This is a genomic window from Pseudomonas abieticivorans, from assembly GCF_023509015.1.
Taxonomy (GTDB): domain Bacteria; phylum Pseudomonadota; class Gammaproteobacteria; order Pseudomonadales; family Pseudomonadaceae; genus Aquipseudomonas; species Aquipseudomonas abieticivorans.
In genome coordinates, this window is the sequence record NZ_CP094975.1 from 4,939,830 (window position 1) to 4,952,728 (window position 12,899).

General features: G+C 62.1%; 7 protein-coding genes and 1 pseudogene. 4 read left to right on the forward strand and 4 right to left on the reverse strand.

Annotated features, from left to right (window positions below):
- The first annotated feature begins 55 nt into the window (after positions 1-55).
- On the forward strand, positions 56-568 hold the full coding sequence (locus L9B60_RS22565; protein WP_249673194.1) for an MgtC/SapB family protein: 513 nt from the start codon (positions 56-58) through the stop codon (positions 566-568).
- 76 nt (positions 569-644) lie between these two features.
- Here the strand turns inward: L9B60_RS22565 and L9B60_RS22570 are convergent, their stop codons facing one another.
- A complete protein-coding gene (locus L9B60_RS22570; RefSeq protein ID WP_249673195.1) occupies positions 645-803 on the reverse strand; it encodes a hypothetical protein in 159 nt (52 codons plus the stop codon).
- Positions 804-1,013: 210 nt separating this feature from the next.
- Here L9B60_RS22570 and L9B60_RS22575 point away from each other — a divergent pair, with 210 nt between their 5' ends.
- From L9B60_RS22575 to glgB, 3 genes are read left to right on the forward strand one after another with little or no spacing between them, the layout of a single operon-like run.
- Positions 1,014-3,038 (forward strand): alpha-1,4-glucan--maltose-1-phosphate maltosyltransferase, encoded by a 2,025-nt coding sequence (locus L9B60_RS22575; protein ID WP_249673196.1) that lies wholly within the window; start codon positions 1,014-1,016, stop codon positions 3,036-3,038.
- 15 nt (positions 3,039-3,053) lie between these two features.
- On the forward strand, positions 3,054-6,371 hold the full coding sequence (gene treS, locus L9B60_RS22580) for a maltose alpha-D-glucosyltransferase (RefSeq protein ID WP_249673197.1): 3,318 nt from the start codon (positions 3,054-3,056) through the stop codon (positions 6,369-6,371).
- A gap of 2 nt (positions 6,372-6,373) precedes the next feature.
- Positions 6,374-8,593: a 1,4-alpha-glucan branching protein GlgB gene (glgB, locus tag L9B60_RS22585; protein ID WP_249673198.1), complete on the forward strand. Its 2,220-nt coding sequence runs from the start codon at positions 6,374-6,376 to the stop codon at positions 8,591-8,593.
- A gap of 33 nt (positions 8,594-8,626) precedes the next feature.
- Here glgB and L9B60_RS22590 read toward each other — a convergent pair whose 3' ends face one another.
- From L9B60_RS22590 to glgX, 3 genes and pseudogenes are all read right to left on the reverse strand, one after another.
- The gene (locus L9B60_RS22590) at positions 8,627-9,358 is read right to left on the reverse strand and encodes an autotransporter domain-containing protein (RefSeq protein ID WP_249673199.1); all 732 of its coding nucleotides are present in this window, start codon (positions 9,356-9,358) and stop codon (positions 8,627-8,629) included.
- Positions 9,359-9,658: 300 nt separating this feature from the next.
- Positions 9,659-10,454 (reverse strand): annotated as a pseudogene (locus L9B60_RS22595) (endonuclease/exonuclease/phosphatase family protein).
- Between the two features lie 141 nt (positions 10,455-10,595).
- Positions 10,596-12,755 carry a glycogen debranching protein GlgX gene (gene glgX, locus L9B60_RS22600; RefSeq protein WP_249673200.1) on the reverse strand — a complete coding sequence of 720 codons (2,160 nt, stop codon included), beginning with the start codon at positions 12,753-12,755 and terminating at the stop codon, positions 10,596-10,598.
- Between the last annotated feature and the right edge of the window lie 144 nt (positions 12,756-12,899).

The following is a 12,899-nucleotide window of genomic DNA, read 5'->3' on the forward strand; positions in this document are numbered from 1 at the left end:
CTTTTGCCATTGCGGCGAGGTCAACGGTAAACCCACTTGCAGCGGACACCACTCCATGAACCCATGGCTGCACGAAGTCTGGCTTGCCCTGGTTGCCGAGTTCGCCGACATCACCGATGCCAGCCAGCTCACCCGCGTGTTCGTGCGATTGCTGATGGCAGCCATCCTGGGCGGCATCCTGGGCTTTGAGCGCGAGCACAAGGGCAAGGCGGCCGGGGTGCGTACGCACATGCTGGTGTCGATGGGGGCGGCGCTGTTTGTGCTGGTGCCACAAATGGCGGGGGCTGATGAGGCGGCCATCAGCCGGGTGGTGCAAGGGGTGGTGGCGGGTATTGGTTTTCTGGGGGCTGGCACCATTCTCAAAGGCAGCGGGCAAGATACCCATCACGTCAAAGGCCTGACCACGGCCGCCGGGCTGTGGATGACCGCTGCCATCGGGGTGGCGGCAGGCATGGGGCGTGAAGCCACGGCCTTGCTCAGCACGTTTCTGGCGCTTTTGGTGCTGGCAGTAATGCCGTTGATCGTGCAGCGCTTCGAAAGCCCTGAGGACGATCCCGACAAGCCGTAAAAAAATATTCGACTCGCCGGTCACGCTTATTCCAGACGCATCTATGCTGACATCTGGTCTATCGCCAATTGGCCTTTCAAAGCTTTTCGGGAGGCGCTTCGCTGGGTGGGTCGCCGATGGTGGGCGGCATCGTGGGTTTGACCGGTAGCTCATCAGGAAGCTCGGGGTCGGGCGGCGGCAGGATCGGGTCGTCGATGTTCGGATCGGGCGTTTCGGCGGGGATCGGAATGTTCATGGCGGCTACCTCTGCTCGGTTTAAGAAGTACGTTCATGGCGTATGACCGCCCAAAGGGTTCAGGGATTCAATTTTTGCGGGGGTATCGGGGTGGGCGGGCGGCCGGGCGAGCGAGGAAATTAGCGTGAACTTTTATCGCGTGCCTAGGCTCGGAACTTAAGCGAATACCCCCGCACATGAGCGTCCATAGGGCGTAAGGAGCGATGCTCGATGACAGCTGATGAACCGTTTGAAGCCGGCCAGACGGCCACCCGTGACGAGCAGTCGGAACATGCCCTGAGCCTGTCCCAGGCATTGCTGTTGCCCCGTATCGTGATCGAGAGCACTCAGCCTGTGATCGAAGGTGGGCTGTTTGCGGTGAAGGCGATCGTCGGCCAAAGCCTGACAGTCACCAGTAAGGTCTACGCCGATGGCCATGACAAGCTTGCCGTCGTGCTGCGCTGGCGCGCCGTGGGCTCGGACAGTTGGCACAGCACCCATATGCAGGAGTTGGGCAACGACAGCTGGCAAGCCAGCTTCAGCATCGGTGATGTGGGCCGCCATGTGTACAGTATCGAGGCCTGGATCGACCAGTTCGCTACCTACCGCTATGAGTTGGAGAAAAAATTCGCTGCCGGCGTGCCCATCGGGCTGGAGCTGGAGGAGGGTCGCCGTCACCTGCTCAAGGCCGCCGAGCACGGCGACGAGGCTTTACGCCGGCAACTCCAGCGTCTGCATGACCAATTCCAAGGCCACGATCAGGATTCCCAGGTGGCGCTGATGCTGCAACGCGACACTGCCGCCTTGATGAGCTTGGCCGACTACCGTGCCTACCTGAGCCGCAGTCACGAATTTCCCGTGGAGGTGGAGCGCGAGCGCGCCCAGTTTGCCAGTTGGTATGAGCTGTTCCCGCGCTCGATCACCGACGACCCGGCCCGCCACGGCACGTTCAATGATGTGCACGGGCGCTTGCCGATGATCCGCGACATGGGCTTCGACGTGCTGTACTTCCCACCCATCCACCCCATTGGCCGCAGTTTCCGCAAGGGCCGCAACAATTCCCTGGAAGCCGGCCCTAACGATCCCGGCAGCCCCTATGCCATCGGCAGCGAGGACGGTGGCCACGAGGCCATCCACCCGCAGCTGGGCAGCCGTGAAGACTTCCGTGCTTTGGTCGCCGCCGCCGCCGACCATGGCCTGGAAATCGCCCTGGACTTCGCCATCCAGTGCTCCCAGGACCACCCCTGGCTCAAAGAGCACCCGGGCTGGTTCAGCTGGCGCCCAGACGGCACCATCCGCTACGCCGAAAACCCGCCGAAAAAATACCAGGACATTGTCAACGTCGATTTCTACGCCGCCGACGCGGTGCCCAGCTTGTGGCTGGCCTTGCGTGACGTTGTGCTGGGCTGGGTGGAAGAGGGCGTGAAGATCTTCCGTGTCGACAACCCGCACACCAAGCCGCTGCCGTTCTGGCAGTGGTTGATCGAGGACATCCGCAGCCAGTACCCCGACGTGATGTTCCTGGCCGAAGCCTTCACCAAGCCTGCGATGATGGCGCGCCTGGGCAAGGTGGGTTACTCCCAGAGCTACACCTATTTCACCTGGCGCAACACCAAGGCCGAACTGACCGAGTATTTCAGCGAGCTGAACCAGCCGCCGTGGTCGCACTGTTACCGGCCAAATTTCTTCGTCAACACGCCCGACATCAACCCGGGTTTTTTACATGAGTCGGGCCGCGCGGGCTTTCTGATTCGTGCGGCACTGGCCACCATGGGCTCGGGCCTGTGGGGCATGTATTCGGGCTTCGAACTGTGCGAGTCAGCGCCCATCCCCGGCAAAGAGGAGTACCTGGACTCGGAAAAATACGAGATTCGCGTACGGGACTTTACCGCCCCCGGCAACATCATCGCCGAGATCGCCCAGCTCAACCGCATCCGCCGCCTGAACCCGGCGCTGCAAACCCATTTGGGCATTGAGTTCTACCAAGCTTTCAACGACAACATCCTGTACTTCGGCAAACGCACGGCAGACAAAGGCAACTTTATCTTGGTGGCGGTCAACCTGGACCCGCATAACGTGCAAGAGGCCAATTTCGAGTTGCCGCTGTGGGAGCTGGGCCTGGACGACAACGCCGCCAGCAGCGGCGAAGACTTGATGACCGGGCACCGCTGGACCTGGTACGGCAAGACCCAATGGATGCGCATCGACCCCGGCCACCTGCCGTTCGGTATCTGGCGTTTTGGCAAGGCAGTCTAAGACAGGGAGCGCCCGATGGCCCGTAAACATCGTTCTGCCGCATTTATCGACGACCCGCTCTGGTACAAGGATGCGGTGATCTACCAAGTGCACGTGAAGTCGTTTTTCGACTCCAACAACGACGGTATCGGAGACTTTGCCGGCCTGATCGCCAAGCTCGACTACATCGCCGACCTGGGCGTGAACACCATCTGGTTGCTGCCGTTCTACCCCTCGCCGCGTCGCGACGACGGCTACGACATTGCCGAGTACAAGGCGGTGCACAGCGACTACGGCACCATGGCCGACGCCAAGCGCTTCATCACCGAAGCCCACAGCCGGGGCCTGCGGGTGATCACCGAGTTGGTGATCAACCACACCTCCGACCAGCATCCCTGGTTCCAGCGGGCACGGCGGGCCAAGGCCGGCTCCAAGGCGCGGGATTTCTACGTGTGGTCCGACACTGACCAAAAATATGACGGCACGCGGATCATCTTCCTGGACACCGAAAAGTCCAACTGGACCTGGGACCCGGTGGCCGGCCAATACTTCTGGCACCGCTTCTATTCCCACCAGCCGGACCTGAACTTCGACAACCCGCAGGTGATGAAGGCAGTGATCGGGGTGATGCGCTATTGGCTGGACATGGGCATCGACGGCCTGCGCCTGGACGCCATCCCCTACCTGATCGAGCGTGACGGTACCAACAACGAAAACCTGCCCGAAACCCATCAGGTGCTCAAGCAGATCCGCGCCGAAATCGACGCCAACTACCCCGACCGCATGCTGTTGGCCGAAGCCAACCAGTGGCCGGAAGACACCCAGTTGTATTTTGGTGACGTGCACGGCGCCAATGGCGATGAATGTCACATGGCCTTCCACTTCCCCTTGATGCCGCGCATGTACATGGCCTTGGCCCAGGAAGATCGCTTTCCAATCACCGACATACTGCGTCAGACCCCGGAGATTCCCGCCAATTGCCAGTGGGCGATCTTCTTGCGCAACCACGATGAACTGACCCTGGAAATGGTCACCGACCGCGAGCGTGACTACCTGTGGAACTACTACGCCGCCGACCGCCGCGCGCGGATCAACCTGGGGATTCGTCGACGCCTGGCCCCGTTGCTGGAGCGTGACCGGCGGCGCATCGAGCTGCTCAACAGCCTGCTGCTGTCCATGCCCGGTACGCCGACCCTGTATTACGGCGACGAAATCGGCATGGGCGACAACATTTACCTGGGTGACCGCGATGGCGTGCGCACGCCGATGCAGTGGTCCATCGACCGCAACGGCGGGTTCTCGCGCGCTGACCCTGCCAGCCTGGTATTGCCGCCGATCATGGACCCGTTGTACGGCTACCAGTCAGTGAACGTCGAGACCCAGGCCAACGACCCGCATTCGTTGCTCAACTGGAACCGTCGCCTGCTGGCCGTGCGCAAGCAGCAAAAGGCCTTTGGCCGCGGCACCTTGAAAATGCTGTCGCCCAGCAATCGGCGCATTCTGGCCTATATACGTGAATACACTGGCGCCGACGGCAAGACCGAGCTGATCCTGTGCGTGGCCAACGTGTCGCGTGCAGCCCAGGCGGCGGAGCTGGACCTTGCGCAGTACGCCGGCATGGTGCCGGTGGAAATGCTTGGCGGCAGTGCATTCCCGCCCATCGGCCAGTTGAACTTCCTGCTCACGCTGCCGCCTTATGGTTTCTACTGGTTCTTGCTGGCCGCAGAGAATCAGATGCCCAGTTGGCACGTCGAACCCGCCCAGCCACTACCGGACTTCACCACCCTGGTGTTGAAAAAACGTATGGAAGAATTACTCGAAGATCCGTCGCGCAGCGCCCTGGAAACTACCGCGTTGCCGCAATATTTGCCCAAGCGTCGCTGGTTTGCCGGCAAGGACGCAGGCATCGATTCGGTGCGTATCGCCTATGGCGTGCGCTTTGGTACGCCCGCCGTGCCGGTGCTGCTCAGCGAGATCGAAGTGGTGGGCGGCGGGCAGACCGCGCGCTACCAATTCCCCTTCGGGTTTCTGGGTGAAGACCAGTTGACCAGCGCGTTGCCGCAACAATTGGCCTTGTCGCGGGTGCGTCGCGGCCGCCAGGTGGGGCTGATTACCGATGCGTTCGTGCTCGAAAGCTTTATCCATGCGGTGATCAATGGCATGCAGGTGGGCACCGTATTGCCTTGCGAGGAGGGGGATGTGCGCTTTGAGCCGGCCCCCGCGCTGGCAGGCCTGGGCCTGAACGAAAGTTCGGAGATCCGGTACCTGTCGGCCGAGCAATCCAACAGCTCGGTGGTGGTGGGCGGCAGCCTGGTGCTGAAGATGATTCGCCGGGTCAATGCGGGTATCCACCCGGAACTGGAGATGGGCGCCTACCTGACGGCCGCCGGCTACGCCAATATCTCGCCGTTGTTGGGCTCGGTAAGCCGCGTGCAGGCCGATGGCACGCCCAACCTGCTGATGATTGCCCAAGGCTACCTGAACAACCAGGGCGACGCCTGGGCCTGGACCCAGAACAACCTGGAGCGGGCCATCCGCGATGAAATGGCAGTGGCCCACAGCGAACAGGCCCAGCACTACAACGCCTTGGGCGAACTGGCCGATTTCGCCGGGTTGCTGGGCCAGCGCCTGGGCGAAATGCACCAGGTGCTGGCTGCACCCACCGACAACGCTGACTTTCAGGCCAGCCCCAGCAACAAGCAGCATGCCAAGGACTGGAGCCATAGCGTCAGCGCCCAGGTCGTGCGTGCCCTGCAGTTGTTGGAACAGCGCAGGCCGGAACTGGACGGCGAGGACCAAGGCCTGGTCGATGACCTGCTCAAGCAGCGCAAGTCACTGTTGGCCCACGTCGACAAACTGAGCAAGCAGGCGGTGGGCGGGCTGGTGATGCGCGTGCATGGCGACCTGCACCTGGGCCAGGTGCTGGTGGTGCAGGGCGATGCCTACCTGATCGATTTCGAAGGTGAGCCGGCCCGGCCCCTTGAAGAGCGGCGTGGCAAGTACAGCCCCTACAAGGATGTCAGCGGCGTGCTGCGCTCCTTCGACTACGCTGCGGCCATGGCATTGCGCAATGCGCAGAGCGTGGACGTCTCGGTGGACGCCCAGCAAGCCCGCCAGCGGGTGGCCAAACGCTACCTGCATGAGGCACGACACGCGTTTATCGAGGCCTATGGCCTGGCCACGGCCAGCCTGCCCCATGCCTGGCACGACGCCGATGGCGAGCGCGCGGCACTGGAGTTGTTCAGCCTGGAGAAGGCCGCTTACGAGATTGCTTATGAAGCCGAAAATCGCCCGAGCTGGCTGGCCGTGCCTTTGCATGGCTTATTCGGGTTATTGAGTACCAGGGGAGAGTAGTAATGAGTGCGCACAAGGAAAAAGGCCAGCGTGGGAAAGTCCCGCCAAAGGCTGATATCGACGCGCTGGTTCGCGCCGAGCACCATGATCCGTTTTCGGTACTGGGCCCGCACGCCGATGGTGCAGGTGGTCAGTATATTCGTGCCTATTTGCCCAATGCGCTGAGCGTGAACGTATTGGCCAAGGATTCGGGCGAATACCTGGGTACGTTGGAACAACTGGAGACCCCCGGTTTTTTTGTGGGTCAGTTTGCGCAGTGGTGCCCGTATGTGCTGCAGGTGCAATGGGCGGGCGGCGAGCAGGTCAGCGAAGACCCCTACAGCTTCGGCCCCTTGCTCGGCGAGATGGACATCTACCTGTTCGCCGAAGGTAACCACCGTGACCTGAGCAGCGCCCTGGGCGCGCAGTGCGTGGAAGTGGACGGCGTGCAGGGCGTGCGCTTCGCGGTCTGGGCGCCCAATGCCCGACGGGTGTCGGTGGTGGGTGACTTCAACGTATGGGACGGCCGTCGCCACCCCATGCGCTTGCGCCAACCCAGCGGCGTGTGGGAGGTGTTCGTGCCGCGCCTGCAGCCGGGCGAGTCGTACAAATACGAAATCCTTGGCCAGGACGGCATCCTGCCGCTCAAGGCCGACCCGGTGGCGCTGGCCACGGAGCTACCGCCTTCGACCGCCTCGAAAGTGGCCCAGCCGCTGTACCATCACTGGAACGACGGCGCCTGGATGGACAGCCGAACGGCCCGCCATGGCACCGACGCGCCGCTGTCGATCTATGAACTACACGCCGGATCCTGGCAGTGCGAGGTCAATGAAGAGGGCGTGGTACGGCCTTACAGCTGGCAGGAATTGAGCGATCGCTTGATCCCCTACATTCAGCAGTTGGGCTTCACCCACATCGAACTGATGCCGATCATGGAACACCCCTTTGGTGGTTCGTGGGGCTATCAGCCGTTGTCGCAATTCGCGCCGTCGGCCCGCTATGGCTCGCCGCAAGACTTTGCCCAGTTTATCGACGCCTGCCACCAGGCCGGCATCGGCGTGATCCTGGACTGGGTGCCCGCGCATTTTCCGACCGACACCCACGGCCTGGCCCGTTTCGACGGCACCGCGCTGTACGAATACGACAACCCGCTGGAGGGCTTCCACCAGGACTGGGACACGCTGATCTACAACCTGGGCCGCACCGAGGTGCACGGTTTCATGCTGGCCTCGGCGCTGCACTGGCTCAAGCATTTCCATATTGATGGCTTGCGGGTGGACGCCGTGGCCTCGATGCTTTACCGCGATTACTCGCGCAAGGCCGGCGAGTGGATCCCCAACCGCCACGGTGGGCGGGAGAACCTGGAAGCCATTGATTTCCTGCGCCACCTCAACGACGTGGTCGCGATCGAGGCGCCTGGTGCCCTGGTGATCGCCGAAGAGTCCACCGCCTGGCCCGGCGTGAGCCAGCCCACTCAACAGGGCGGCCTGGGCTTCAACTACAAGTGGAACATGGGCTGGATGCACGACACGCTGCACTACATCCAGAATGACCCGATCCACCGCGCCCATCATCACAACGAAATGAGCTTCGGGCTGATTTATGCCTACTCCGAGCATTTCATCCTGCCGATCTCCCACGACGAGGTGGTGCACGGCAAGCATTCGCTGATCGACAAGATGCCCGGCGACCGCTGGCAGAAATTCGCCAACCTGCGCGCCTACCTGACCTTCATGTGGGCGCACCCAGGCAAGAAACTGCTGTTCATGGGCTGCGAATTCGGCCAGTGGCGCGAATGGAACCACGACACTGAACTGGACTGGTACCTGCTCAAATACGGCGAGCACTTGGGCGTGCAAAAACTGGTCGGTGACCTCAACCGCCTGTACCGCGAAGAGCCAGCCCTGCACCAGCAGGACTGCCTGCCGCAGGGCTTCCAGTGGCTGATCGGTGACGATGCGGTCAACAGCGTGTTCGCCTGGCTGCGTTGGAGCCGCGACGGCGAGCCGCTGTTGGTGGTGGCCAACTTCACCCCGGTGCCACGCGAGGGCTACCGCATTGGCGTGCCGTTTGCCGAGCGTTGGGAGGAAGTGCTCAATAGCGATGCGGAAAGTTATGCCGGCTCCAACTATGGCAATGGCGGTGGCGTGGCCACCGAGCAGCTTCCCAGCCATGGGCAGCCATTGTCGCTGTCCTTGAACCTGCCGCCGTTGGCGGTGCTGATCTTGCGGCCGGTGAAATAACCGCCTGCCGCTGGATAGCGGCCTGCCGGCCGCTCACCAGCGCATCCGCACGCCTAGGTCCGCCACCAGCCCGTTCAAGTCATTCTGATCGGCCGGGCTGCTGTAGTCGGCGCTTACGAACATGCTGACGGTGGACGTCAGCTTCGCCACCAGGCCCAGGCCGACTTCCACGGTGGGGGAGTTGCGGCTGCTGCTGATTTTGTCGACCTGGTCCAGGTTGATGTTGTTGCTGCCGGTCAGGTTGTACAGCAGGCTGGTGCGCACAAAGGACTCGAACGGCAGGCCGTTGACTTCGTAGCGCCCGGACAATTTCGCGCCCACCCGGCCAGACCAACTCGATTGCGCATCGATGGACTGTGGCGAGCTATTTTCACCGGGGGTGCCGGGCAGGAACTGCTGGTTGATCAACTGGGCCTGGGGTTCGAAGGTCCAATGCTGGGACAGGTCGAACGGAATGCCACCCTGCAATGACAGTGTCAATACCTGGCCACTGACCTGTACCAGGTTGCCGTCGCTGCTTTTACCCACCCCTTGCAACTGGGCGCCACTGGCGCTGGCGTCGACGTGCCAGCCCTGGCTGTCACGCTGGCTCCAGAAGGTGCCGGGTGTGCTTGCGCGGTTTTCGGCCAAGGCAGCCGAGGCTGGCGTAGTGGGCAGGTAATCGTTCAGATCAAAGGCCAGGGTTTCCAGCGAGGTTGCCAGCAGCATCGACGTGGAAACCGCGTAGAAAAAGTACTCAAGGCCCAGTGCCGAGGTCATTTTCATGACGGTTCTCCTGTGTTGTGCGCCGGGCGAGGAGGCTGTCGTGTGCGTCGCACACGGGCAGCCGGGCCCGCGAACTCAAACGTGCGAGACGCGCTGAAAGGCGCGGGCCAGAGGCTTGGTTCGGTGATTTATTATGTGTTGTGTTAGTTGTAGCTAAGGAGAGAGGAGGGGTTGCGTCAAGGAAATGGAACTTTCCCGAAGGCGGGTTATTGGGGGATTTAACCCATTGAATTGGTAACGTTTGCCGTGCTTGATAGCTGAGCGGGGTCTATGCGCCCGCCCGGCTATTTCGAAACGGTTCTACAAGTGCACTTCCACGGCCAGCGGCAGGTGATCGGAAAGGTGTGTCCACGGTTTGTGGCTGAGGATTTTTGGCTCGTGACTGGTAGCGTTGCGCAGGTACACGCGGTCCAACCGCAATAGCGGGAAGCGTGCCGGGTAGGTCTTGGCCAGCCGCCCATGGTGCTGTTCAAACGCTTCGTGCAGGTCGCGCGCCTGGGTCAGGGTGGTGTTGCCGCGCAGTTGCCAATCGTTGAAGTCGCCGGCGATGATCACGGGGGCGTTGGGGTCCAGTGAGTCGAGCAATTGGCGCAGCAACGCCAGTTGCTGCTGGCGGTGGGTTTCGAGCAGCGACAGGTGTACGCAGATCGCATGCACCTCGGCATGCCCGGGGACTTGCAAGATGCAGTGCAACAGCCCGCGGCGCTCGGGGCCGGTGATCGAGACATCGAGGTTGCGGTAGTGCAGGATCGGGTATTTGGACAGCAGCGCGTTGCCGTGGTGGCCGTCCGGGTAGACCGCATTGCGCCCGTAAGCGTAGTCGGACCACATGCTGTCGGCCAGAAACTCGTACTGGGACATTTCCGGCCAGTTGTGGTGGCGGTTGGCGGTGGCGCTCGTGCTCGCCAAGCACCTCCTGTAAAAACACCAGGTCGGCGCGGGTGCTGCGCACGGCCTCGCGCAATTCGGGCAGGATGAAACGACGGTTGAAGGCGGTGAAGCCCTTGTGGGTGTTGACGGTCAGCACGCGCAGGCGGTGAACGTCGGTGGGGCAGTCCGGCGGCGGTACCGGTTGACCTGCGCGGGTGGCGGTCACGGGGGCTCCTTAGGGTGAATGCCTGTGTTAGTTGGGACTGGCGTGGAGGGTGCGCGGTTCCTTCGGCGTGGGGTGTTTTCGCGGATAAATCCGCTCCTACCCTGTAGGAGCGGATTTATCCGCGAATCAGGCGATGAGGCCTTACTCTTCCACTTCGCGATGCAACTCAAACAACAGCAGCGAACGCCCGGTCACCAGGAAGTCGCTGCCAAAGTCCAGCCGTTCATGACTGCGCAGGTCTGGGCGATTAGTGTCCACCAGGCAATTCCAAAATTCGCCCTCGGGCACTTCCGGCAGCACAAAATTGACCACGTCATGGTGCGCGTTGACGATCAGCAGCAAGGTTGCGTCGGCACCCGGTTTACGGATGCCGCTAGGCTGGGCGCGGCCGTCCAAAACCATCCCCAGGCACCGGCCGTTGCCGTCCTGCCATTGCTCGGTGGTCATTTCGCTGCCGTCGGGTGCCAGCCAGGTGACGTCCTTCACGCCAATGTCTTCGTTGTAGGTGCCCACCAAAAAGCGGTTGCGGCGCAGGATCGGATAGCTCATGCGCAGCTTGATCAGGCGACGTACAAAACGCTGCAGGCTTTTGCCTTCCTCGTCCAGGTCCCAGTTGATCCAACCGATCTCGCTGTCCTGGCAGTAGGCGTTGTTGTTGCCATGCTGGGTGCGGGCGAACTCGTCGCCGGCGACGATCATCGGCGTGCCTTGGGCGAACAGCAGGGTGGCGAAAAAGTTACGCATCTGCCGATAGCGCAGTGCGTTGATCTCCGGGTCGTCGGTGGGGCCTTCGACGCCGTGGTTCCAAGAGATATTGTTGTTGCTGCCGTCCTGGTTGTTCTCGTCGTTGTCTTCGTTGTGCTTGTCGTTGTACGACACCAAGTCCTTGAGGGTAAAGCCGTCGTGGGCGGTGATGAAGTTGACCGAGGTATAGGGCCTGCGGCCACGCTGGTTGAACAGCTCGCCGGAGGCGGTCATGCGCCCGGCGAAGTCGGCCAACTGGCCGTCGTCACCCTTCCAGAAAGCCCGCACGGTGTCGCGAAAGCGATCGTTCCATTCGGCCCAGCCCGGCGCGAACCCGCCCACCTGGTAGCCGCCCGGGCCGCAGTCCCAGGGCTCGGCAATCAGTTTGACCTGGCGCAGCACCGGGTCTTGGCGGCATGCCACCAGGAAGCTGTGACGCTCGTCGAAGCCTTCATGGTAGCGGCCCAGGATAGTCGCCAGGTCAAAGCGGAAGCCGTCCACGTGCATCTCGGTGGCCCAGTAGCGCAAGGAGTCGGTGACCATCTGCAGCACGCAGGGGTGGCTCAGGTCCAGGGTATTGCCAGTGCCGGAATCGTTGATGTAAAAGCGCTTGTTGTCGGGCATCAGCCGGTAGTAGGAGGCATTGTCGATGCCACGCATGCTCAAGGTCGGGCCTTGCTCGTTGCCTTCGGCGGTGTGGTTGTAGACCACGTCCAGGATCACTTCCAGGCCGGCGTCGTGCAGGTGCGCGACCATCTCCTTGAACTCGGCCACCTTGCCATTGGCCAAGTAGCGCGGGTGCGGCGCGAAAAAGGTCAGGGAGTTGTAGCCCCAGTAGTTGTTCAGGCCTTTTTGCAGCAGGTGCTGGTCGTTGACGAAGCCATGGATGGGCAGCAACTCGATGGAGGTCACGCCCAGCTTGCGAATGTGCTCGACCACGTCCGGCACCATCAGGCCTGCGAAGGTGCCGCGCACATCTTCAGGTACCGAAGGGTGGCGCATGCTGATGCCACGCACGTGGGTCTCATAGAAAATGGTCTTGTCCCACGGCACGTTGACGCGCTGGTCGCGGCCCCAGGTATAGGCCGGGTCGATCACCTTGCACTTGGGCACGAAGGGCGCGCTGTCGCGCTCGTCAAAGCTGAGGTCGCCGTCGGGGTGGCCGATGGTGTAGCCGAACAGCGCTTCGGACCATTTCAGCTCGCCGACCATTTGCTTGGCGTAGGGGTCGATCAGCAGCTTGTTGTGGTTGAAGCGGTGGCCATTCTCCGGATCGTACGGGCCATACACACGGTAGCCGTAAGTCAGCCCGGGGTGGGCGTCGGGCAGGTAGCCGTGGAAGATCTCGTCGGTGTACTCCGGCAACTCGATGCGTTCCAGTTCGTTCTCGCCGCTGGCGTCGAACAGGCACAGTTCGACCTTGGTGGCGTTGGCGGAGAACAGCGCGAAGTTGACGCCAAGCCCATCCCACGTGGCACCCAGGGGGAAGGGCAGGCCCTCGCGTATACGTGTCGGTTCGGCAGCGGGTGGGGGCGTGGTGGTCTTTTGGCGGGCCATGGGGAAATCCTTGCGCGATGTTTTCAAAGGCATTGGGTAAAGGTTGATTGACTGCCAACCGGCTGAACGCCGGGCGCAACCGTCCCTCATCGATGAAGACGAAGGTTTTGTCGGGTGGCTGACGCTGCCGGTTAAGCGGCGTCA

Coding starts and splice junctions, on each gene's coding strand:
- L9B60_RS22565 (WP_249673194.1), top strand. CDS start 56: ATGAACCCATGGCTGCACGAAGTCTGGCTTGCCCTGGTTGCCGAGTTC.
- L9B60_RS22570 (WP_249673195.1), bottom strand. CDS start 803: ATGAACATTCCGATCCCCGCCGAAACGCCCGATCCGAACATCGACGAC.
- L9B60_RS22575 (WP_249673196.1), top strand. CDS start 1,014: ATGACAGCTGATGAACCGTTTGAAGCCGGCCAGACGGCCACCCGTGAC.
- treS (WP_249673197.1), top strand. CDS start 3,054: ATGGCCCGTAAACATCGTTCTGCCGCATTTATCGACGACCCGCTCTGG.
- glgB (WP_249673198.1), top strand. CDS start 6,374: ATGAGTGCGCACAAGGAAAAAGGCCAGCGTGGGAAAGTCCCGCCAAAG.
- L9B60_RS22590 (WP_249673199.1), bottom strand. CDS start 9,358: ATGAAAATGACCTCGGCACTGGGCCTTGAGTACTTTTTCTACGCGGTT.
- glgX (WP_249673200.1), bottom strand. CDS start 12,755: ATGGCCCGCCAAAAGACCACCACGCCCCCACCCGCTGCCGAACCGACA.